This window comes from Synechococcus sp. PCC 7336, assembly GCF_000332275.1.
GTDB lineage: Bacteria > Cyanobacteriota > Cyanobacteriia > Thermostichales > PCC-7336 > PCC-7336.
In genome coordinates this window covers 2,450,139-2,473,066 of the sequence record NZ_CM001776.1, presented here as the reverse complement: position 1 = coordinate 2,473,066, position 22,928 = coordinate 2,450,139, and the positions used below count along the sequence as shown (strand labels likewise).

Annotated in this window: 22 protein-coding genes; 6 read left to right on the top strand and 16 right to left on the bottom strand. The window is 54.7% G+C overall.

The features are described from left to right. Positions 1-58: 58 nt before the first annotated feature. The 3 genes from SYN7336_RS11795 to SYN7336_RS11785 form a co-directional block, all read right to left on the bottom strand. Positions 59-1,258 (bottom strand): ZIP family metal transporter, encoded by a 1,200-nt coding sequence (locus SYN7336_RS11795; protein WP_017326149.1) that lies wholly within the window; start codon positions 1,256-1,258, stop codon positions 59-61. Further along, positions 1,255-2,349 (bottom strand): multicopper oxidase domain-containing protein, encoded by a 1,095-nt coding sequence (locus SYN7336_RS11790; RefSeq protein ID WP_017326148.1) that lies wholly within the window; start codon positions 2,347-2,349, stop codon positions 1,255-1,257. Before SYN7336_RS11790 ends, SYN7336_RS11795 begins: the two co-directional genes overlap by 4 nt. Before the next feature lie 298 nt (positions 2,350-2,647). Continuing rightward, positions 2,648-3,544, bottom strand: coding sequence for a LysR family transcriptional regulator (locus tag SYN7336_RS11785; protein ID WP_017326147.1), 897 nt, complete (start codon positions 3,542-3,544; stop codon positions 2,648-2,650). Positions 3,545-3,686: 142 nt separating this feature from the next. On the opposite strand from SYN7336_RS11785, the gene SYN7336_RS11780 reads away from it, so the two are divergent. Further along, positions 3,687-4,421 (top strand): SDR family oxidoreductase, encoded by a 735-nt coding sequence (locus SYN7336_RS11780; RefSeq protein WP_026100933.1) that lies wholly within the window; start codon positions 3,687-3,689, stop codon positions 4,419-4,421. A gap of 246 nt (positions 4,422-4,667) precedes the next feature. Here the strand turns inward: SYN7336_RS11780 and frr are convergent, their stop codons facing one another. Further along, positions 4,668-5,216, bottom strand: coding sequence for a ribosome recycling factor (gene frr, locus SYN7336_RS11775; protein ID WP_017326145.1), 549 nt, complete (start codon positions 5,214-5,216; stop codon positions 4,668-4,670). A 147-nt stretch (positions 5,217-5,363) separates the two neighbouring features. On the opposite strand from frr, the gene SYN7336_RS11770 reads away from it, so the two are divergent. Further along, on the top strand, positions 5,364-5,705 hold the full coding sequence (locus tag SYN7336_RS11770; RefSeq protein WP_017326144.1) for a hypothetical protein: 342 nt from the start codon (positions 5,364-5,366) through the stop codon (positions 5,703-5,705). A 109-nt stretch (positions 5,706-5,814) separates the two neighbouring features. On the opposite strand, the gene SYN7336_RS25570 is transcribed toward SYN7336_RS11770, so the two are convergent. From SYN7336_RS25570 to SYN7336_RS11720, 9 genes are all read right to left on the bottom strand, one after another. Next, positions 5,815-6,801: a glycosyltransferase family 2 protein gene (locus SYN7336_RS25570; protein ID WP_017326143.1), complete on the bottom strand. Its 987-nt coding sequence runs from the start codon at positions 6,799-6,801 to the stop codon at positions 5,815-5,817. Between the two features lie 254 nt (positions 6,802-7,055). Continuing rightward, entirely contained in the window at positions 7,056-7,694 is a 639-nt protein-coding gene (locus SYN7336_RS11755) for a hypothetical protein (protein ID WP_017326141.1), read from the bottom strand. Continuing rightward, complete coding sequence (locus tag SYN7336_RS25565; RefSeq protein WP_017326140.1) at positions 7,691-9,334, bottom strand: glycosyltransferase family 39 protein; 1,644 nt, start codon at positions 9,332-9,334, stop codon at positions 7,691-7,693. Before SYN7336_RS25565 ends, SYN7336_RS11755 begins: the two co-directional genes overlap by 4 nt. Further along, positions 9,331-9,498, bottom strand: coding sequence for a hypothetical protein (locus SYN7336_RS30825; protein ID WP_017326139.1), 168 nt, complete (start codon positions 9,496-9,498; stop codon positions 9,331-9,333). Before SYN7336_RS30825 ends, SYN7336_RS25565 begins: the two co-directional genes overlap by 4 nt. Positions 9,499-9,513: 15 nt before the next feature. Further along, positions 9,514-10,902, bottom strand: a complete 1,389-nt coding sequence (locus SYN7336_RS27970; RefSeq protein ID WP_017326138.1) for a DUF4157 domain-containing protein — start codon at positions 10,900-10,902, stop codon at positions 9,514-9,516. Between the two features lie 84 nt (positions 10,903-10,986). Next, on the bottom strand, positions 10,987-11,397 hold the full coding sequence (locus SYN7336_RS11735; protein ID WP_017326137.1) for a DUF309 domain-containing protein: 411 nt from the start codon (positions 11,395-11,397) through the stop codon (positions 10,987-10,989). Next, positions 11,397-11,747 (bottom strand): ferredoxin-thioredoxin reductase catalytic domain-containing protein, encoded by a 351-nt coding sequence (locus tag SYN7336_RS11730; protein ID WP_026100932.1) that lies wholly within the window; start codon positions 11,745-11,747, stop codon positions 11,397-11,399. The genes SYN7336_RS11735 and SYN7336_RS11730 overlap by 1 nt, the downstream gene beginning before the upstream one ends. A 150-nt stretch (positions 11,748-11,897) precedes the next feature. Then, complete coding sequence (locus SYN7336_RS11725; protein WP_017326135.1) at positions 11,898-12,854, bottom strand: NAD(P)/FAD-dependent oxidoreductase; 957 nt, start codon at positions 12,852-12,854, stop codon at positions 11,898-11,900. 170 nt (positions 12,855-13,024) lie between these two features. Further along, on the bottom strand, positions 13,025-13,651 hold the full coding sequence (locus tag SYN7336_RS11720) for a Uma2 family endonuclease (protein ID WP_017326134.1): 627 nt from the start codon (positions 13,649-13,651) through the stop codon (positions 13,025-13,027). Positions 13,652-13,780: 129 nt separating this feature from the next. On the opposite strand from SYN7336_RS11720, the gene SYN7336_RS11715 reads away from it, so the two are divergent. Both SYN7336_RS11715 and SYN7336_RS25555 read left to right on the top strand, forming a co-directional pair. Then, positions 13,781-14,647, top strand: a complete 867-nt coding sequence (locus tag SYN7336_RS11715; RefSeq protein WP_017326133.1) for a DUF72 domain-containing protein — start codon at positions 13,781-13,783, stop codon at positions 14,645-14,647. A 111-nt stretch (positions 14,648-14,758) separates the two neighbouring features. Further along, positions 14,759-15,661 (top strand): TraB/GumN family protein, encoded by a 903-nt coding sequence (locus tag SYN7336_RS25555; protein WP_017326132.1) that lies wholly within the window; start codon positions 14,759-14,761, stop codon positions 15,659-15,661. 57 nt (positions 15,662-15,718) lie between these two features. On the opposite strand, the gene SYN7336_RS11705 is transcribed toward SYN7336_RS25555, so the two are convergent. After that, on the bottom strand, positions 15,719-18,568 hold the full coding sequence (locus SYN7336_RS11705) for a cyclic nucleotide-binding domain-containing protein (RefSeq protein WP_026100931.1): 2,850 nt from the start codon (positions 18,566-18,568) through the stop codon (positions 15,719-15,721). A gap of 739 nt (positions 18,569-19,307) precedes the next feature. On the opposite strand from SYN7336_RS11705, the gene SYN7336_RS11700 reads away from it, so the two are divergent. Continuing rightward, positions 19,308-20,141, top strand: a complete 834-nt coding sequence (locus SYN7336_RS11700) for a hypothetical protein (protein ID WP_017326130.1) — start codon at positions 19,308-19,310, stop codon at positions 20,139-20,141. Here the strand turns inward: SYN7336_RS11700 and SYN7336_RS11695 are convergent. Continuing rightward, positions 20,138-21,349, bottom strand: a complete 1,212-nt coding sequence (locus tag SYN7336_RS11695; protein ID WP_017326129.1) for an NAD(P)/FAD-dependent oxidoreductase — start codon at positions 21,347-21,349, stop codon at positions 20,138-20,140. The genes SYN7336_RS11700 and SYN7336_RS11695 overlap by 4 nt on opposite strands. 66 nt (positions 21,350-21,415) lie before the next feature. Further along, complete coding sequence (fabG, locus tag SYN7336_RS11690; RefSeq protein WP_017326128.1) at positions 21,416-22,159, bottom strand: 3-oxoacyl-[acyl-carrier-protein] reductase; 744 nt, start codon at positions 22,157-22,159, stop codon at positions 21,416-21,418. A gap of 112 nt (positions 22,160-22,271) precedes the next feature. On the opposite strand from fabG, the gene SYN7336_RS11685 reads away from it, so the two are divergent. After that, positions 22,272-22,769, top strand: coding sequence for a gluconokinase (locus tag SYN7336_RS11685; RefSeq protein WP_202951157.1), 498 nt, complete (start codon positions 22,272-22,274; stop codon positions 22,767-22,769). Positions 22,770-22,928: the final 159 nt, after the last annotated feature.

Genomic DNA, 22,928 nt, shown 5'->3' with positions numbered 1-22,928 from the left:
GATCCGAAAGAGAGCGTATCAAATCATTGTGATAATCTGCTCTCGCACGAGTTCGCCATCAAACGCTGACTAATAAGGCCGTGCCGTACATGACCGCTAACCCCATCGTAAAGCCTGCCAAGCTCGCCCCCGACAGCCAAGCATTGTTGGATTTTCGAGCCGATCGCCCCAGATAAGCCCCTACTTCCAGCATGACCTGAAGAATGGCCCCGGCACCAATGCCGAAGAACAGAGCTGCCCAATGGGGAGAAAACGCAAAGACACCAATCCAAGTGCCCAAAATGGCGGGTCCGCCCGCCAGCGCTGTCAGACCGAGAAAGCTACCCAGACGAGTTTGCAACTGAGCTAGAGGCGCAACAATGCCGATCCCTTCCGACACATTATGGAGGGTAAAACCAATCACCAATAAAGAGCCTAACGCCGCTTCGCCCGAGGCGAATGCGGCCCCAATTGCCAGCCCTTCGCCAAAATTGTGCAAGCCGATGCTAAAGGCTAAGTAAGTCGCCATGGGCATCCCTGTCGGCGGCTGACCGCGCCTTCTGCCCAAGGCAATCAGCCCTAAAAAGGTTACCCCTGCTGAGAGCCACACTAGGGCACTGCCCTGAAAAACACTGGCGGCCTCTGTTGCCAGCTCTAACCCCTCTGCCAGCGTGTCCAAGAGCAGAAAAGACAGCAATCCCACCGTCAAAGCCAGAATGAACTGCATTCCCCGAGCCCCCAAGGTACGGAGGTAGGGGTAAAACAGCATCCCCAGACCGACGGGGACAATGCCGACATAGATGCCGAGCAGGGCATAGTTCGCCAACTGGTTCAGAGAAATTGAGGGAGTCGGGACTGCCACCTCAATCTCGTAGTCGAAGGTGACTCCCGAGGCTGTGACGAGGAGGATGTGATGGGTTTCGTCCTGCACCCACGGATAAGGAATCTCGACGTTGACTTTAGACAAGCGAGAGATTGGCCCTGCCGGATCTTGCTGAAACTCCCAGTACGCTCCGTCCACCTGGACTTGAGCAATCTGCATGGGTTCGGAACCGGCAGCTCTGACATTGAGCGAAATACCGTCGTCGTGCAGGATGGCAGTTTCGATCGCCAGTTCCTCAATCGGCGGCGCAGAAACATTCAAAGGTCCCAATGGGTCCGTTATGCCAAACAGCCCTACGACAGCCGCGAGCAAGAGCAGGGGTAAAACCAAGCCCAACAGAATGCGACGCCAATCGAACTTCGTCCAGATGTTCTCGCGCAATGGTTCGGAATTCATGCGACTACCTCAAAAAGACTCATCCAGCCCAGCTCGGCAAACTCTGCTTGGTGGGCGTGAAACATGTAACGACCCGGTTCGTGCTCGGCAAACGAGAGTTCTATAATTCCCCTCTGGGCTTGGCATTGGGTGATGACATCCACCGTTTGGGAGGTGGGGGTGAGGGTGGTGCCGTGGTCGTAGTAGTTGAAAAAGTTGCCGTGCAGGTGAAAGGAATTAATTGGGTCGAACTCGGTGACGTTGACGAGATAAATCCGCACGGGGCGATCGCGTTCGATCCGGATGGGACGTTTGGTGTAGGCATGGGCGATCGTGTTGACGGCATAGAATTCATTCTCTTCGTCAAAGTTGGTGTCGAAACCATTCATGACCATGAACAGCTCTTGCCAGCGATTGTTTTCAGGCGTGCCCAACTGTCGCGATCGCGCTACATCGGCGGCTTCGGGATGGCGATTGGGGTCTGGATCGATAATGAAGCCGCCGTAGAGCCCCTTGTGCATGTGGCGCTTGAGGGGCAGCGAGTGGCAGTGATACAGGTGGCAGCCGAAGGGTTTGGCTTCGAACTCGTAGACGAACTCCCCCCCCGGTACTGCTTCCCCAGCTCCCGGGATGCCGTCCATGCGGGCGGCGTGGATGCCGTGGAAGTGCATGCTGTGGATATGGCCGGTGCGATTGACAAAGCGAATGCGCAAGACATCCCCTTCAGTGGCTCTAAGTGTGGGACCGGGAACGCGCCCGTTATAGGTCCAGGCGGGATAGAACACCCCCGGAGCAATCTCGATCTCTTTATTTTCCGCTGCCACTTCGTATTCCCGCAGCGTACGACCGTCCGGGAGCTGCGACACTCGTCCCGTATCCCAATCGGTCAGGATGGCGTGGGGATCGAAGCCATTGCGATCGCTATCCACATCCCCCACGGTGGTCATTCCCCTCGACCTGCTGTGGGTCGAGAGAGAAAACTCGTCCTGCTGGGCCATTGCCGGTCGAGCCAGCAAGGGGGTCAGCAAACTGCCAATGCCTCCCCACAAGCCCCCTTGGAGGAGCGATCGCCGCGTGACGCCGCCACGCGCCCCTTCCGGCCTGTCAAACATTCGAAATCTAAACAGAGTCATAAGCTAATTGATGCTCCCGATTCAAGCTGCCACTTCAGGCCCAGCGACGCTTGTAATGCCCCAAGGCTCTGGCCCCAAATCTGCCCGATTGGCGCTTTCACTTTCTTTTCATAATTCGGCCCTATAGTAGCACGTAAATTGAGCCAGAAAATTTTTCTTCGCCTCATTTAGCCGCGTTTGGTAGGGGAGGCAGGCCGATAGTGCAGTTCCTCAGACGCTTTGGATCCATAACCGACATATTGCACTCGTCGCTCCACTGCAGTGTGTCAGACAGTTTTCAGACATTCACTAAAACTTTCTTCAAGCACTGTCTCGCCAAGTCTACAAAGGCACGGACGGCAGGCGATAAATCCTTGTAGGACGGGTAAAGGGCATTGATATCCACCCGTTTTACATGCCAGCCGGGGAGAACAGATTTTAGCTGCTCGTTTTGAACTGCATGAAGCGCTGTGAATTTGGGCAAAACAGCAATCCCTTGGTGGGCGATCGCCGTCTCTACAAGAATGTCTACATCATTACAAACCAAGCGGGGCAGGACTTTGATTTCAGCACGCTCAGAACCCTGGCTGAGGGTCCAGGAAGTCGCCAGAGCACTAGCATTATCCAACAGAGTATGGCCGCAAAGATCGGTTGGGATTTGAGGGATGCCGTGCTGCTCGAGATAAGTGGGACTGGCAAAGAGTCCGGCGCTTGCCCGTCCCAAATGAGTCATTATCAGCGAACTATCTGGCAACGTGCCCACTCGAATTGCTAGATCCAATCCCTCTTCAATCATGTCGATACAGCGATTAGATAGTTCGACTTGACACTGGACATTGGGGTGGAATGATAAAAAATTTACTAAAATTGGTCCGAGAAATGCTTGCCCCAATACATAGGGAGCGGTAATGCGGAGCAGCCCCGACGGTTGAGATTGGTAGTTTTCCACGATGCCATTGGCTTCTTCCAATTCCTGCACAATCCGACGGCAACGATCGTAGTAGCGTCGTCCGATTTCCGTGAGATGAAGGCGACGGGTTGACCGTTGCAGCAGTCGAGTGCGCAGGCGCGTTTCGAGCCGAGATACTCCTCTGCTGACAGAAGACTTGGGTAACCCTAGGAGCTCTGCCGCAGCGGTAAAGCTCCCCTGTTCCACGACCTTTGTAAAAGTCAGGATGTCATTGAGGTTGTCCATTGCACCTTTGCCTATCGTGACGAGTGGCGTTCTCGATTGTTGCTACAGCGGAACAGTGTATTGCTAAAAATCATCTTAATCTTTCTAAAGCAACAATATACAGTAGAACCGTTGCGAGGTAACTCTACTGAGGATCGAGATAATGACATCATTAACTGGAAAAGTTGCGATTGTGACGGCTTCATCTAGGGGGATTGGGCAAGCGATCGCCAAACGGCTGAGCCGAGATGGCGCAGTCGTTGCGGTTAACTATGTCTCTTCGACCGATAAGGCTGAGGCCGTGGTGCAGGAGATCGAAGCACAAGGCGGACGGGCGATCGCAATTCAAGGCAGTGTGGCAAACAAAGCGGACGTGCTGCGCTTGTTTGCCGAGACGAAGCAACAGTTGGGCGCGATCGACATTGTTGTGAATGTGGCAGGGGCATCGGTGTTCAAACCGCATCTCGAATTGACTGATGACGACTTTGAGAAAGTCTTTGCAGTCAATGCCAAGGGAGCGATGTACGTGTTGCAAGAAGCCGCACAGCACATCAAAGATGGCGGGCGCATTGTACAGTTTTCCACTGGGGGTACGATGATGCCTGTACCCACTGGTGGCATTTATGCGGCAAGTAAGGCGGCAGGCGAACGATTGGCCTTCGCCCTTGCCAAAGAGATCGGACATCGTCAGGTGACAGTGAATGTGGTGTCCCCAGGTGTCACCGATACGGACGGGTTAATTATGCCGAAAGCAGCCGTGAATCAATTAATTCAGCAAACACCCCTCGGACGGCTGGGACAACCAGAGGACGTGGCAGATGTGGTGGCCTTTTTGGTCGGCGATGATGCCCATTGGGTAACAGGCCAGAACATCCAAGCCAACGGTGGCATTTTATAGCTTGTTCCTCGAAAACCCGCGAGTATCACTCGTAAAAAGAGATGTTGAAGCAGCTCTAGCCATTGCAAACAGCAGTTCTCGCGTTCGGGATGGACTGTTAGCTGACTCTGCTAGAGTTGTGGGGTGAGAGGTGCATATTGAACGCGATCGCCTTTAGACTTGCCAATCGAAGGTTCGGGACTTGCCAGTCGGAGATTCGGGATTTGGGTGAAGGTGCAGGATCTGGAGGAAGCGCCGCTGCGTATGCTAAACGCTAAGGATCTCTTTCTCTTTTTCTTTGGTAATTTCGTCGATTTTTTTGACGTAATTGTCTGTTAGCTTTTGAATATTGTCTTGGCGATCGCTCGCTTCGTCTTCAGAAATTTCCGAATTTTTCTCCAGCTTACGCACACTGTCGATGCCATCACGACGAATATTGCGGATGGAGACTTTGCCTTCTTCAGCCATTTTGCCCACCATCTTGACTAGCTGCTTGCGGCGTTCTTCAGTCAAGGGGGGAATATTGAGACGCACGAGTTTGCCATCGTTGTTGGGGGTAAGCCCCAAATCGGACATGCCGATCGCCCTTTCGATATCCCCGAGAGAACTGGCGTCAAACGGCTGGATGGTAATGGTGCTGCTATCGGGAGTGCTGACGTTTGCGATCGATTTGAGAGGAGTGGGGGTGCCGTAATACTCCACCTGAATGCGATCGAGCAGACTGGTGCTGGCGCGACCGGTACGGACGGTGTTGAAGTTGCGCTGAGTCGCCTGAACGGCTTTTTGCATGTATTCTTCGACTTCCGATAGTTCCACAGTTTACCTCTTCTTTGTCGCTAGCAAGGAGCGTCGCCCCATCCAGTTTTCTATTGTACGCTTGACTGCGGCGGGTTTCGGACAATCTCTCATGACGATTTGTGCGATGCGCTCCCTATCCCCAACCATCCAAACGTCACGACCTCCATGGCATCCAAGCATCCATCCGAACGGGACCTCCGCCAGCGCGAAGCGGAACTGAAACAAAGAGAGTTGGCCCTGCGCTTGCGAGAACTAGAAGTGGATCTGGCTCGCGGCAATGAAGGTCGCAGGCAAACAGTGGCTCCTGCCAAACGGCCCAACAAAATTCGCCGCTGGTGGCAGATGGCGGTTAATGGGCTCAAGTTTTTTGCTGTGGTTGTAGCTGTCGTTGCTGCTGTTCGCGTGGCTTTTTGGCTGGCCGGCGCCCTCATGGTTCTCACAGTCTCGTGGTTGATTTACAAGCTGTTTTTTGAAAGCAGCTTCCGAGGTGACAATTTCGATGACTAGTCCTTTGCCAATGACGAAGCCGCTGGCATCCTTCGTCCCTCGCTAGAGCTCTGGTAACCCCGGTTTTTCCCCGCCAGACCAGCCGCATGGCCTGTGGGACGTAAACTCCTTAACTCCGATTGCTACTGTCGCGATCGCGACCGCTGGTCCCCTCGATCTCCAATCGCCGCAACCGCAACTGCGTATCTTCCAGTAGTTTCCGATTGGCAGCCAAGAGATCGGCAACCAGACCCAACACCCACAACTGAAAGCCGATCGAGATGAGGATGGCCGCCAAGATCAAACTGGGGATGCGGGTGCGATCGCTGCCCGCGAAGAAGAAAATCAGCCAGCGGATGCCCAACAGCGTTCCCACTCCTAATGGCAAGCTGCCCAGCATGAAAAAGAAGCGCAGCGGCTGATACAGCATGAAGATGCGCAGGATAGTCGTACCCGATCGCCATACGTAAGAAGCAATACTGCGCACCAGCCGAGAGGGACGCAGATCGGCGTTGGTGCGAATGGGTACAGAGGCGATCGCCATTCCTTTGCTACCCGCTTGAATAATTGTTTCGAGGGTGTAGGTATATCGGTTGAAGACATTCAGCCGCAGTGCCGCTTCTCGACTGAACGCCCGAAAGCCACTGGGGGCATCCAGCGGCGCATCCCCCTGCATCGCCGCCGCTCGCACCACTCGACTGCCGAAATTTTGTAACACCTTTTTGAGCGGAGAAAAATGCTCTGTCTGCCAAATGGGGCGAGCACCGATAACCATTTCGGCCTGCCCGGTCAAAATCGGCTGCACTAATTTGGGGATATCGTCGGCGCAATATTGGTTGTCGGCATCGGTGTTGACGATAATGTCCGCCCCCGCCTTGAGACTAGCTTCCAAACCAGCCATAAAGGCTTTCGCCAGCCCTTGGTTGGCGGGAAAATTGACAATGTGCTCGACGCCACGAGCTTTAGCCACTTCGACAGTGCGATCGGTGCTGCCGTCGTTGATAATGAGCCATTCGACACAATCGATCCCGGGGATCTCTCGCGGCAAGGCACTGAGGGTAATGCCGAGGGATTCCTCCTCGTTGTAGCAGGGGATTTGAACGATCAGTTTGGTCATCGGGGGAAATGTCAGTACAGTCGCTCTCGGCTGGGCTTCAAATCGCGATCGCGCAGGGGATCGCGCAGTCTACACAGGTTTCTTTCCATTCCGCCAGTTATCCTATCAAAGAGCATCCCACTACTCCGCTGTTTGACCCTGCGCAGATCGCTTTAGAGCATTTTCCAGGTTGGTGGTATACCCTCTGTACCGAAAGGAGATTGGAGATTCTAGGTTTGAAAATTAGAGCGTACGTTGTCCACCTGAAAATTGCTCTAAGTTGACTTTGCGTTCGCTTCTGTTTGGGAAGAGCTTGGCTGGCGCAGCAGCCACACCAGAGCTCCGCCTTTAATCGAGCCACCCGCCAATCCCCCGATCGCCAGCCACAGCGGCCAGTTGTTGGCACTGTAGAGGGTGATACCCAGGCACAAGTTCGGACCGCCGCCGACCCCCACGGCGATCGCGCTCGCCAGCAGCCACCATGCCGCCCGCCGCAGGTGACGGCGCAGGTAGACCCATTGCACAAACCCGATCGCCAAGCCTCCTGCACCCGCCAACCCTCCGCAAAAAACGATCTCCGGCACCGAGGGCAGGTTGGAGCCTCCCACCAGATCGACAAAGTAAGCTCCGAGAAAGAACGCGCCCGCCGAACTCAACCACCCCAGGACACCGCCAATGATGGTTACAATCACCCATAGATAAGCTTTTGGCAGTAGCCAGCGCAGCACTAACCACTGCATTAGACCGAGTAAGAACGGACTGCCGACTAGCGGGATCCATAGGCTGAGAGAAGAGTTGTCTAGCGCCCGCAGGGCGAGGTTAGAGAGAACTAGGGCGATGGCAGTGGAAACAGCCCATGCTGTGACGATCGCAGCGGATCTGGACCATCTCTGGAGTTGAGCGGGAATATTCATTGGTCTTGCTTGGTGGAGTATGGGGTAGGGGAACGATCGCTCGTTCGATCTGGGGGAGTGTATTGCAATTGCCACAGCTCGATATCCAGATCTTCCACCAGTTCGGCCCGAACGCCATACTCCCGCTCCACTGCGGCCACAAATTCGGGCACGGCCTCAAACAGAAACACCCGACTCCAGTCGTCGGTGGCTGGCGGTAAATAGCTGCCTTTAACTAAAACGATCTCGGTCTCCGGATCGACTAAATAGGCTAAGGAGATCGGATGTCCCGGCGAGTCCAAAGCTGCGAACGAAGTCCAAACAACCGGGCGATCGATCGCCTCCAGATACCGAGCTACTGCTGGAATGTTATAGCTCGGCACCTTATTCCACCAAGTATCGGCCTGCGCGATCGCCGCGCAAGACCCGATCCCCGCAGCCAGCAACACCCCCAACAGAACTGCCCCCAGCCGCCGCGTCTCGCCGCCATCGCTCGCCAGCCAACGGGCCACACAATTCGCCACCACCACCAGCACGATCGCCAGTGCTGGGACAAAATATCGCGTAATCAACGATCGCCGACCCCCCAATACCAAATCTGCCGCCACCAGCGGCAGCGCTGTCGCGCATAGCAGCGAGATGGGGAACAGCCAAATTTGCCGAGGCGATCGCCGCCAGAGGGACCAGAGGGCATACACGACCAGCTCGATTGTGACAACTGGCACCGCAAACGTGAAAGGGTGTTCGAAGTCCACCACCCCATCGATAAATACGCAGTTGATATGCAACCCCCACAGCGTCACTAAATCTGACAGAGGGACATCTACAGCGATCCAAGCGGTGTGGTCTTGCACCCGTTCCCACTGCTCGTACAGCACCCAGACCCAAGGGAGAAACGTTGCCAGACTTGCCCCCACAGACAGTAGGAATACCCTGACTGTCCGCGTTCCCTGGAATCGCTCTCGTCCCAACACGTAACAGGCATGAGCAATCGCCACCAACAGAGAGAGCAGGGAGGTGTAGAGATTCGCGATCGCCGCCAGTGTGTAGAACCACCAACTCCGGGCCGTATGGAGTCGCATTGCCCGCAGCAAAGCCGCACTGGCGAGGAGGGTTGTGACGGTCCACAAGCTGTATTGACGGGCTTCTTGGGCAAACAGGACATGAAAGGGAGAAACCGCTAGGAGGGCGATCGCCACCCATGCCGCCATCGGCGCGGCAAACAGTTCTAGGCACAGCCAATACATGGCTGGAAAAGCCAGCAGGCTCAGTACCGCAGGCAAGCTGCGCACGGCTGCTACCGATGTGCCAAAGGTTTGCATCCAAGCCCGCACGAGCAAGAAAAACAGCGGTGGATGTTCGGGGTGTTCGCGCAGGGAATCCCAGGTATCGGTCCAATCGCGAGCGGGGGTTAGGTGCTGAAATTCCAGTAGGTCGCTGGCGGTAATGGGGCAGTTGGTGACGGTAGAGAAGATATCTTCGGAGGTATGGCCGCTGGCGCGCAGGGAGGTGTAGACCTCATCGTGGGAGTAGACTTTGCGATCGAGGTTGACGAAGCGGAAGGCGATGCCGATGGCGATCGCAGCGATGGCCAGCCAGCGCAAACTGGCAGGGGGAACGGCGAAATATTGGGGAGTGGGTTTGTCAGGTTCGAGTTTCACAATTGACGGGCGGCCACCTGCAACTCACTGGAGTATGGATGCTCGTTAACCCGAAATTGTTCCTCAAATTCTATACTGTAGGGCTGTAGCACTTGAAAATCTCTAGCACCCTCTACCGGGGAGATCTCCTGCTGAATGGTGCCAGCCAAAATGCTGCTGTGCATTAAGTAATGTGTTGATTACTGTTGTGGATCTGGGATATCTTTGGGCAGAATTCCTAGATCGCGTGCTTCTTGCGGAGTCACATCGTTTGCACCAGGCCCGGTCTTCTGTGACGAGGGTTGCCATGTGCCTGTTTGGTCCTGTTGATATCGAGTGACTTTCAACGCGGTTCCACTCATGTCAATCTTTGCAGCCGGACCTTTACCCGTAACTGGGAAAGTCTCGTAGGCGGGGATGTCGAAACTCATCGCTTCTCCTCTCCAATTTCCCATGGCTGTTGCCTTGTGACCCATTAGCACGGTACATCCACCAGACCAAATTCCATCGGTTGGGTAAGTATTCGACTTATAGTTATTCGATGCTTGAGAAATGATCTGAGCGTTCCGATGGGAGCTAGATCCCCCTAAGTTAGCAGGATAAATGTGATCGACCTGAGCAACAACAGCTGGATCTCGAGTCAGCATCGTTTCATCATCGTCGTCGTCGATGTGGGTTAATTCATGCATTTCAGAAGTCACCCCATTTGCATTGAGATCGTAGATATCGTCTTTTAACTGCTGGCCAAATCCTGCGCCAGCAGTGCTTGCTCCATCAGTGAAATTATGTCCGTAGGGGCCATCTCCTGTAGGAATATACCCCCCTTGCCTTTGAATCGTAGATTTCTTTAAACCGGCCGCGACCTGCTGTAGCTGAGCAGCCCTTCCCCCCTGTTGCTGTAAGACATGGGTTAATTCGTGGGCAATCAACTCTCGACCGTCCCGAGTGGCAGGATTGTAGGCCCCTGCTCGAAAAAACACATCTCGATTCGTGGTAAATGCTTTGGCTTGAATTGAGCGATTTAACTGGTTCGATCGCCCATCCGTATGAACCCTAACCCCACTAAAGTCAGCACCAAATGCCTGTTCCATAGGCGTCCGAATTACTTCTGAGAGCGGGTGTCCGCCCCCGCGCGATCGCTCGATCTCGCGTTCTAGCTCGGGAGAGATCGCGCCCTCAGCTCCGAGCTGACGCTGCAGGGGCTTCATCCTCAACTCGTCATCGTCTTCGAGGGTTTCTCGTTGAATAGAGCCACCCTGCTGCGATATTTGGGTTTGAGGGGAGTGGATGCTCGATACCACTTGCTTGGCAACGCGATCGGCTTCCCGTTCGTATTTGTCGCCAGGTACCCCAATCGACAGTTTGGTTTGAAGGGGAGGAGCTAACTCGTAAGGGCCGAGATTTAAGGTCGATACGCTATATCCAAACCCTGCTGGGGATTTGCGATCGCCTTTGATTGACTGAGCAGATGCTGTCCTGCCCTCAGGTTGGGGTTGAGGCGCAAACGGCCTGGTTGCGAGTGGATTCGATTGGGGGGTCGCAGTTGATTTAGGAGTGGCCTCCCGTTGCCAATATTGCCGGACACGCATAGTGACCCCCAAACAAAACGATCGATAAGAGCCTATATTGTCTCACGCTCTCTCAGTCAGGCAAACTCTACAAACAAGCTGGCTTTATGGTTCGTGACACTGAATGTCGAATTCCACCCAAGTCGCCTTGGGAATGTCAGCGGTTGAGAATTCAGATAGGCGATCGGCCCCCAGCATTTGCAGTCGGCGTTGATTCCTGCGACTGGCATTGGCCAAAGCAGCTACATCGAGCTCTAGATAGTCGGGGCAATACCGCTCCAAACGAGATAACCCCTCGCCCAGTAGAATCACCGCTCCGCGCCAGTTACCGTTCAGCAGGTGGTAATAGCCAACCGCCAGTTGCAGGATGCCCTGATAGAAGGTTCTCTGGGGCTCCATCGCTTCGATCCACAAGGCTTCGAGCGTATCGTGGCAAGCATAAAATTCGCGAGCATTAAATTGGTCGATCGCCGTTTGAAAGGCCGCGATATCCTCAGCAGAAAGGGGCTCTAGCATCAATCGCGATAGCTCAAGTCCACGGCTTCCAAAGTTTGAGAGGTGCCGGCAAAACTGTTGTCGGGGGTCAAAAACAACATGCAGTGGCATTCCTTGCGCTCTCGCATCGGCACGCAAGGGCAATTCCAATAGCCCCGCTTTACTTCCGCTTGCTTATCCTCGTAATGGCGGCAGGGGCACAGCGGCGCCCCCAGTTCTTGTTTGTGAACGGCCAATCCTTCAATTACCGCAGTGGTCACCGTGGGGTCGGAGCAAAAATAGGTGTCGGTTCGTTTGGCGTAAGTCTCGGCAAACTTACGCATGATGGTAAACGTCTTTTGATTGGACTTGTTAGGGCCTCGGTCTGTCATCGCGATAAGACAACTCTAGTAACACCATCTCAGTCAATCGGGATCTCAGTCAATCAGGCTGGAAGGATCGATCGCGACCGAGACTCGTTCACGCTATCACCCTTTGAGGCGATCGCCGCGGGACCGTAATGGAATGTTGTTACCCGCCCCCTACGAGTGATCCCAGTCGGGCTTGATGGCCTTGCGACTGTTGAGATAGCGATCGATAGACATGGCTGCAATACAGCCATCCCCCGCTGCCACCACCGCCTGCTTGAAGGGGGTATTGCGAATATCGCCGATCGCCCACACCCCTTCGACTGTTGTCGCCATCATGTCATTCACCTTGACGCCGCCATCGGGGTTAAATTCCACTCGATCGTCGACAAAATCGGTAATGGGCTTGGAGCCATGTTGGTAGACAAAGACCCCGTCAATCGCTAACTCTTCTTGCTCTTCTCGACCTTTGCGCTTGAGCTTGACTCCAGTGACCCCCATATCGTCACCCTGAATGGACATCAGCCGGGTGCGGTTCCAATGTTTGATGTTGGGAAGTTCCAATAACTCTGTGGCATGTTCCCCTTCAGACTGGGGATCTTTGAGCGTCACCCAATGGACGGTGGAAGCAAATTTAGTCAGCACCATCGCTTCCTCGACGGCTTCTGGGTTGAGGCCGACCACGGCCACTTCGCGATCGCGATAAAACGCCCCATCGCAGGTGGCGCAATAGCTGACACCGCGTCCCAAATATTCTGCTTCCCCTTCATTTGAGGCGGTGCGGCCCATAGATCCGGTGGCTAAGACCAGCGATCGCCCCACAAAGGTGCCTTCGGGGGTGTAGACCTTTTTGAGCGGTTCGTTGACATCAATGCCGAAGACTTGTGCTCGCTGGTAGGAAGTCCCGAAAGAAACGGCTTGATCCCGCATGATCTGGAGGAGCTCGTCGCCGCTCATTTCTCCGGGGACGCCGGGATAGTTGGCAATTTTATGGGTGATGGCTAGTGCGCCCACGGCAGGATTTTTATCGAGGATGACGGTTTTGAGATTGGCACGGGAGGTGTAAAGCGCGCAGGTACACCCGGCAGGGCCGCCACCAATAATGACAACATCAAACTCATATGTATCCACTTTGCCACTCTCCGAGGATCGCTAGAATCATCCTCAGGATACATCTGCATTGAGATCTAGTTGCAGATTCAATCGCGATGCCCTTGAAGTTGGTGCCTAGTGGGGGCGATTGGGAGCGGTGTGGCGCTAGAGGGTTTTGGCTGTGGGGAATGGCACGATCGCTTTGCGAGTTACCGTTGCGATCGCACCCATGCTCGCACCGCTTTGCGAATCGCCCGTTGTCCTCGGGAACGATGTTCTTCCATCAGGCGAGGGAGTGCTTGAATTTCCAGCCCCGGAAACACTGAACTGTGCTGGCTTTCCAAATAACCTGACTCTTGCAACTGATAAACCGTTAAGCTGTCCGCCTCGTAGCACCACAGTTCAGGCACGCCTAGGCGGGCATAGATCTCGAAGCGGTTGAGAGATTTATGGGTGAGATCGATTTCAAGAGCAAGATCGGGTGGGGGATCGCGATCTAGACGAAGATCGACTCGACCCCGAATGTCGGGTTCGTGTTGAAAGTAATAGGAATTGTCGGGTTCGAGCCCTGCTTGTTTAGCTTCCCTGCGCCAGGTGGTGGAGCCAAAGCTGGCATAGTTCATGTCTAGCTCCTCGGCGATGTCTAGTACCGCAAGGCCAAGCGCTTCTTTGTAATATTCATGTTCGGGCAGGGGGCTCATAATTTCTACAGTGCCGCGATCGTAGGCAACTCGGGCGGAACGGGTTTCGCCTAAGCCTTCCAAGAGATCTTCCCATTGTTGCCAGCTCATGTTGTAGAGCAAGACGCGATCGGCCTGTTTGGGGGTGGCTATCATGGCAGGTGGCAGAGCGGCTCGGGATGCTTCTAGTTTAGTGGAGCTTTGGTTGCACTGGTTTGATGGGACTCAACCCGCAATGGCAGGAGTATTCGATCGGTTGCTAACTGGCTGCGAGGTATTGCTGCGATGCATGTGGGTCGATTTTATTTGGGCTGTGCGGTGTGGGCCTATCGCGGCTGGGTGAGGGGATTTTATCCCGAGGGCAGCCGTTCGAGCGACTTCTTGAGTCTTTATGGCGATCGCCTCACAGCGGTGGAAGGCAATACAACATTTTACTCAGTCCCCGACGTAGAAACAGTCCGCCGCTGGGCGGCAGCCACCCCCTCGGGATTTCGCTTTTGCCCGAAACTGCCCCGCACGATAACTCACCAAGGGCAGCTGGAACCACTTGCACGCGAGGGTTTGGCGTTTCTAGAACGAATGCAAGGGTTGGGCGATCGCCTCGGACCCATGTTTGCGCAACTGCCCCCCAGCTACAGCCCCGTCCAACTGGAGGATCTAGAGGCATTTTTGGCCGTCTGGCCCTGCCGCACAGCTCCGTTGGCGATCGAAGTGCGCCATCCTGACTGGTTTGAGCCCACACACACCGGCAAGCTCGATCGCCTGTTAGCGCAAGCAGGCGTGGGTCGCGTGCTGCTCGATACCCGTCCCATTTACAGTGGCTCTGACGATCCGCAGGTCAATTCCCAGCGGCGCAAACCCAATCTGCCGCTGCAACCCAGAGTGACCGCGTCGTTTGCGATCGTGCGGTTGATTAGCCATCCCGATCGCGATCGCAATACCAATTATCTCGATGAATGGGCACAGCGAGTCTCTGTTTGGTTGCAACAAGGGATTGACGTCTTTTTCTTTGTCCACTGCCCCCAAGAGCAGTTTTCTCCAGGCACGGCAAAGCAATTTCAACAGCGCCTCGAAAACGAAAGCGCGCCGGTCCCCCCTCTACCCTGGGATGGAGTAGCTGGGAAAACCTCTGGCCAGTTGAGTTTGTTTTAGCCCCCATCTAGTGAGAGAGCTCAATCTTGCAGGAGAGGCGATGCTGATTGGGCACCCTGAAGAAGTGTCCATTTTTACGGCTAGTACAATCCCGAGGCACTCATTTCAATCATGAAAATCATCCAGCGGTTGGAGAAAGCAACGCTCCTGTCGATCGCGGCGATCGCCATCCAGAGCGGCACCCCCCAACCAGCCAGCAGCCAATCCGAAAGAGCCTTTTTATGGGAAATTGAAACGCCGACAAACACGGTCTATTTGTTAGGTTCGATTCATTATTTGAGGCCGACAGATTACCCCCTATCCCCGGCGGTGCAAGCGGCTTTTGAAGATGCAGAAAACTTAGTATTTGAGGTTCATCCCGCCGAATTGACCGATCCGACAGTTGCAGGAGCATTCCTGCGAGGAGCTGTTCCCGATCGCGGTGACGAGACCCTTCAAATTGCCCTGAGTCCGGAAACGTACGCTCTAGCCAGTGAAGCTGCGTTAGAGGTGGGATTGCCCATCGAACCCTTCAATCAATTCGAGCCGTGGTTTTTAGCCGTTACACTATCGGCCAGAAAACTGGCTCAGCTCGGTTTTACTCCAGAGAGCGGAGTGGAGCTCTATTTATACGATGAAGCTCTCTTCGCGGGCAAAGGCATATCGGGTCTAGAGACTGTGGAAGAACAACTGGGCTTTCTTGACGATCTCTCCGCGTCAGCTCAACAGGATTTCGTCACCCAAACCGTTCTAACGTTAGATCTCTGGGAGGCTTCGCTCGATACTCTTGTGGATCTTTGGAAAGCGGGAGATGTGGAGCAGTTCGAATCATTCACGCTGGCTAGTTTTGGTGATTCATCCGAATTTCAAGACAAGTTGCTCACTCAACGCAATCTCAATTGGCTGCCGCAGATTGAAGCTCTGCTCGATCGCCCCGAAGATTATCTTGTGGTAGTGGGTTCAGCTCATCTGGTGACCGACAATGGACTCGTGCGCCTGCTAGAGCAAAAAGGTTATAGCGTTCGGCAGCGATAAATATACCGCAGGTGGAGCCTCCACCTGCGGCACAGCTAAACTCTAAACCCGTTGCCGTTACTGGACTGAGTTCGGTAGCCCTTGAACCGTTAGGCTGGTATGCAGCAACTGCTGCAGGCGACGACTCTCCATTTCCAGCACGCGCTTGGAGAACTCGGTATCGCAATCCATCAATTCATCAAAGGTGGCAACCGGTACTGCCAGAATACGCGTGTTATTAGCGATCGCCTCGATCTTGCCCGGTCGATTGGGATCGGCCAAAATCTCGAGCTCGTCAATCGTTTCGCCCGGAACGAGACGGCGAGTGGTGGTTTGGCCATCCGGACTGTGGGTGGTGACCTGAGCATCTCCCTCCATCAGCAGGATCAACTCGCGGCTGGCTTCCCCTTCCCCAACAATGTCTTCTCCGGCGGAGTGAGTCAGGACGCTAGCCTGATAGCTCAACTCGATCGCTGTTTCGCTCTTCATGCCACCGAAGAAATCGCTGTTGCTCAAGCAGATCAGCTTTTCCACGGTGCGGAAAGTCATGGGGCAAGCGTTCAGCGGACAAGCGTTCATTGCCTCCTGCTCTAGAATAGTCTCGATCATTTCGGCAACCAGGCGGTTGAGTTTCTCACCCCGCTTCTCGAGACGGTGGGAAACTGCCTGAGTGAGGATCAGATCGATATCTGACAAGAGATAAAGGCTTACAGCTTGAGTCAGGGGATCGAGATCGTAGGCAAATTTGGCCAGACTCTCGGCGATCGCCCCAGGTTCCATGCTGGTTAAAGGATGGAGATCGTTAACAGGGGCCGCTGCTGCAAGAGTTTCCACCCGCTCCAACACGTCTGGGTCGAGTTTTCGCTGCAGCATGGGGCGGCGTTTAGCCAATATGCTCTGCAAGAGGACAGGGGTCAAGTCAGCCAGCGATTGCACGATCGACTCAATTGAGTCTGTCAGCTCCGCAGCGTCGGCCAGACTGTCCAGGATTGCGGCCACAATGCGGCGCTCTTTGACCTCCAAAGACCCTTTCAGTAGGGTGACGGCACCAAACTGCTCCTGCAGCAACGGTTGATTTAATATGCGGTAGCGTTGGGCCAAGACTTCCAGTTGCTCTAGCAAAATCTGAGTGGTTGCCAAACTGCTATCGGTGCTGTGGCTTTCGGATAGGCGCTTGCGATCGGTGGCGGTGAGGGCATAAGCCTCGTGCTCGTTACCCGTCTTATTGGTGGACCGAGGCCGCTGGCTTCGCTGTAACCGAGCAAATGCTTGACGGAAGCCGATCGCCCGCATGACATCCTCTTGGCGAGAGGCTGCTGGAGCTGCAGTGGCTTGGAGACTATCCTCGCTCACTCCGATCGTTGCTAAAGCCTCACTGTGGTCGCGATCGCTAATATCCAGTTCGCGCCGCATTTGGGCCAACATCGCTTGGCTGCGGGGGGAGTCGAGATGTCCTTCCGCAATCATGTCCCGCAGCACCCCCTGATAGGCAAAGATTCGCTTTTCCTGGGTAAAACCGGGCAAGACTTTGGCCAGAACGTAGACCTCACTGGAACTGAGATCTTCGAGTGTGCGTCCGTCCAAAAATTGCTTTACATCCAGCTTGAGCTTGACCAGTTGTTTGCGGAAGCGGTTGGCCAACTTCTCGCGGGAGTAGGTGTTGGGGTTGCGCAGCCAGGTTTTGATTAACCAGGCAGTACTCAGGATAACAATGCCTCCTTCGTACAGGTATAGCGCTGCTGGCGGCATGGCGTTAATAATCTGGCGACCGCCAAAGATAAAGAAAAAGTTGAAGCAGAAAAAGGTGACGAGGCTGAAAATCTCGTGCTGGCGGGTTTCGGCATCCACCGGACGAAGGCGCTCGCGGATGCTCTGATAGAACCCCTCGAACCAGCGACCGAGGGCAATAAAGAGAATCGCACTGCCGCCAATGGTGAGGGGCACAGCCACCAACTTAGGGATGGGAATGGGGGTACCAAATAAATAAAAGCCAGGATTGAGCAACTGGGACAACTGCGCGGGATCGGCAGCCCAGACCCCCGACATGTAATATTCCCAGTTCCCAGCATAGAGATAGTAGTAGCCGAAGTAGCCCACCATCAGACCCAGATAGCCGTAGTAGAGCACCTTGCGATCGGGCTTGGTGATGTTCTCCCAGTAGGAACGCTCGGAATCGATATCGATACAGGGGGTTTGGCAGGCCACACAAGCGCTCTCTTCTTTCCCTTCAGGGGTAATCGTGCGGCACATCGACTGGGTGATGTTGGTGGGAGACGTGTGGGCTGGAGAGGTGAACAGTCCCCCCGGTTCGCTATAGATTCTTTGTACGGGCGACATGGGGCAGAAGTAGTTACACCAAGACTTCCCGCCGTAGTACCAGCCCACGCCAACGGCAGCAACGATGGTGGTCAACAGCCAAATGCTGAGGGCGGTGCGATCGGCGTTGACAAACAAAATGCGGCAGCTCAACCCGATGAAAAACAAGCCCAACTGCAGGTAGAGATAGTTGCGGGCCAGCCAGGAGTTCTTATCGACCTTGGCCAACTCGTAACGGACATTGCCCTTCTTGTCGGTGCGCTTAATGCGCCGTTGCGAATTCAAGGCGCGGGGCAGTTGCGACAGGAAGGATAGCGGACAAATGCGCCGCCAGAGCTCGTGGCCGAACACCAAGAGGATAAAGATGGCGATGGGCACAATGGCTCCCCAAAAGATGGGTGCGCCCAGTTGGTAGGAAGACAGGTTGAGACATTTCCCTTGAACTGCAATGCAATGGTCTGGATTGACCCGGAACAGACTGAACGTTTGCTCGGGTAGAGTAAACCAAGCGGAGATAGGATCGTACAAGAGAGAGACAATCAACAGCAGCCAGAGGACCACCAATATCCATCGGACTCGATGGGCCACCCTCTCAGAAACTTTTCCGTACATCGTTGACTCCACTTCTTCAAACGGGTTGGACTAAAACGGGTTGGACTAACGGCATAACGAGATTTATCTCATCCAGCCAAATCGCTATGCACTCTGCAAGGTTTATGTTTCTGGAATTATCCGTTCATGATAAATCAATAAGTTGAAATGGGTACTGCGATCGTTGATACATTCATGACAGAGATTAACAGGTGAATTCCGCACAGAAAATCGAGGCTCGATGAATTGTTGCATAGATAACTCCATCACTGGAAAGCTATGCCTCGATCGACATTGCGTTCGAGCGAAGGTCCGGCAAGGGATAGCTCGTGACAGCCTTTCGGAAGAGCGCTACCCATGAGGAAATACTTAGAGGCTATTGGCCATTCTCATGATTTTAGATTGTGAGATTCACGTTATGAGATTTCACGATCGAGCCGCGCTGAGTGATTGAAATTTCTAATGAATGTAATAAATCTCATCACCCTAATGATTGGATTGGGCAGACAGATATTTCTAATCGAGCTAGCTTGAAAATGGTTACTTGATTTTTAAGTGTTTCCACGGTTGTTTTTTGTTTCTTGGCGAAATGCAACTTCGCCAGATTCGGTAAATGTGTCAGCGGCTACTGCTGCAGGGGTAGGAAAGCACTCTCCTCTAGAGCAACTCTTTGGTTTTTGGTAGGTTGTTGAGAGCGTAACGATCTGTGCGATCGCGCTGCAGGTACTGCAGTGGCGCTCTATTGGGCTAACGGGATCGAATGCGAGTTGTTTTTTCAGACTTAGATGGCAGCTTTGTGGCTGCGGAAAACGGCAGGTATGCGGCTGTCCGCCCTGCCCTGGATGCGCTAGAGCGGCGCAGCATACCTCTGATCTCGATCGGCAAGGGTACCCGTGCAGAGTTGGAGGCAATTAGTCGCGGGCTCAATGTGGCTCATCCAATGGCGATCGAGGATGGGGGGGCGGTGTTGGTGCCGGAGCAGTATTTCCCTAGTAGCATTTTAGACGAGACTTGGCAGCGCGAGTCCACCTACTACGTGCATAGTTTTGGCTTGCCTTACTCCCATCTGCGGCGGGTGCTACAAGATGTGCGGGTACAAATGCAGGCCGATATCGTTGGGTTTGGGGATTGGACGGAGGCAGAACTGGCTCTAGCCCTAGGGTTATCGCCAGAGGCAGCTCATTTAGCCCATCAGCGGGAGTTTAGCGAGATCTTCACCTATACGGGAAAGCGTGCGTTGTTAGAGGAAGAGATTGAGCGACATCACTTACAGGTGCAGCAGTTGCAGACGCCAACGCTGCAAGGGCTGTGGTATCTGACGGGGAATGTGGAGCGCAAGGGGGCGGTGCAGTCGCTGTTGGACTGCTATCAGCGGCATGTGGGGCAGGTGAGATCTCTGGGTTTGGGCAGTTATCCGCACGATCTAGACTGGCTGCGGCTGATGGATCGGGCCATTGTCGTGCCCAGTTCCACCGCGAGCGATTTAGTACCGAAACGGGAGTTCGACTGGCTTGAGGCTCCGCTGCCGGGACCGGAGGGCTGGAATGAGGCGGTGTTGGATTGGTTGGCGAAGACGGACGATGCTGAGGGTTAGGGGCGATCGCCCTGCATCCACCGTTGGACTTCGGCAAACAAGGGCTTGGTCACCCAGTTCCAACCCACCTCGAGCTGATGGTTCAGCGTTGGCAGGCGCATCAGGTAGATGGTGCGTCGGGCCAGATATGCCAGCGGACCGTCGAAGGCCAGCCCCAACCCGCTGAGGGAGGCCGAATCAGTGCCGAGGCTAAGCATTTCCCCTAGGGGCAAATAGCGAAAGGGCAGCAGGGGTCGAGCAGCTTTTCCCTCTCCGGCAGTGGCGAGAGCCCATAGATTCCAGGCGCAGTAGCTAGCCTGTTGAAAGGCAGACTGGGCAGTGGCAGGAATAGTTTGCCCTACTGCATCTCGGCCCTCTGCGAGATCTCCTAAGGCAAAAATTTCGGGATGCTCCAAGGTTTGCAATGTCGGCGAGATCGAGACACGATCGCGATCGCTTTTCGCCAGCGACAGCTTTTCCACTGCCGGATTGACTGTCACCCCAGCCGTCCACAACACCCGCGCCACGGGCAGCGTTTCAATCGCATCTCCGGTTTGAGTCAAAATAAAGTCTTCCCCCACCTGCAACACTGAGGTGTCGAGCTGCACGACTACCCCCCGTTGCTGCAGTGCTTTGCGGGCAGCTTGGCGGCTATCTGGTTGAAACCCCTTCAAAATGTCATCGCTGCGATCGATCAGCCGAACCTCCACCCGATCGCCCAAACAATCGACCAACTTACAGGCCAACTCGACACCACTTGCCCCCGCCCCGGCGATCGCCACCGCAAACCGGTCGGTTCTGCGCTGCCACTTTTCCAGATCGGCCTTTAGCGCCTCTGCATCGGCCAATTCGCGAAAGGGCAAGGCATACTCTCGGGCTCCAGGCACCCCTGCAAACAAGGTGTCGCCCCCCAAGGCCAAGACGAGATAGTCGTAGTTCAAGTGCGAGCCATCTTGCAGGGTAACGCGGCGAGTCGAAATCTCGATTTGCTCCACCTCCCCCTGTCTAAACTGGACGGAGGTGGAACTCAGCAGGGAGTCAAAGCTGGGCGCAATTTCCCACGCTTCCATCTCCCCCGTAACTAACTCGTACAGCAGAGGGGTAAATAAAAACTGGCGATCGCGATCCACTACTACAATCTCTGGAGGGTCCGGCCATTCCTTATCGGCCAATTCCAAGGCGGTGTAGAGGCCGCCAAATCCGCCCCCCAGAATGAAAATTCGTTTCATGAAGTTTCGTAACGCGATCGCGTCCACTCTAGCAAATTTGGCACGGTCTCCGAATCCAGGCTCACTTCAAGCCATCACCATACCGCCATCCACATTCAACACCTGACCGGTAATGTAAGCTGCTGCCGGATCGGCAGCTAAAAAGCGCACGGCCCCAGCCACATCCTCCGGGTTGCCCATGCGCCCGAGGGGAATGTTGGCCAGAATGGGCTCGGCATCCAGATCGGCGGTCATGGTTGTGGCGATAAATCCGGGAGCCACAGCATTGACGGTGATGTTGCGAGCGGCCAGCTCGCGCGCGGCGGTCTTGGTCAAGCCAATCACCCCCGCTTTTGCCGCACTGTAGTTTGCCTGTCCGGGATTGCCCGAAATCCCCACCACAGAGGTGATGTTTACGATCCGCCCCTGACGCTGCTTCATCATGATTTTGGTGGCCGCCTTGAGGCACCAGAACACCCCCGACAGGTTCAGATCGATCACCTCTTGCCAGTCTTGGGGCTTCATCCGCAAAATGAGCGTGTCGCGGGTAATGCCAGCATTGTTGACCAGGACATCAATACGGCCCCACTTTTCCATTACAGTGGCAAACATCTTGGTTACCGCGTCGGCATCCCCCACATTTGCCCCCACGGCGATCGCCTCTCCCCCCTTATCTGCAATCTCTTGCACCACTGCTTCCGCCGCATCGGCGGAACTGGCATAATTCACCGCCACCGAGGCACCCTCCGCCGCTAGCGCCAGCGCGATCGCTTTGCCAATTCCGCGCGAAGCCCCCGTCACTAACGCCACTCGACCGGATAGAGATGCCATCTTTAAACCTCCGCTGGATTCATTCGGATCGAGACCGCCCCAGGGGCGATCCTGCCTTCGATTAGACTATCGAGTTTGGGGGACTTTCCTGCAGAAAAATAGAGGGCCAGTCGTGACGGTTGTGTTGATAATGGGCGTTTCGGGGTCGGGAAAAACGACGGTCGGTCAACTGCTTGCCCGAGAACTCGGCTGGACATTCTACGATGCTGACGATTTTCATTTGCCCGAGAATCTTGCCAAAATGTCGCGGGGCATCGCCCTCGACGATCGCGATCGCGCCCCTTGGCTCGACAGTTTGCGCCAACTCATCCAAACTCAACTCCAGCAGCACCGTTCCATCGTCCTAGCTTGCTCGGCACTCAAAGCAAGCTATCGCGATCGCCTCCTCCAAAATTGTCCGAACGTCCATCTGGTTTATCTGCAGGGTTCTTACGACACAATTAAAGCCCGCCTCAAACAGCGTCAGGGCCATTATGCGAAAGCAGATCTGCTCGACAGTCAATTTGCAGCTCTAGAAGTCCCGGATAATGCGATCGCAGTTCCGATCGATCGTCCCCCTGACGCCATTGTCCGGGAGGTCGCTGACGAACTGAAACGGCGATCGGGTTAATTCTGTTGCGTCACGATCTAGGGTGCAGCTATCCGAATGCGATGTAGCATGGCACAAACCCCAAGCAACGTCAGTTCGACAAGCATCTCGTCCCCATCCCCTAGCCCCTTCCCCCAAAATTGGCCCAAGGGGAGCCGAACAGGAGATTTCAAAAGGGTT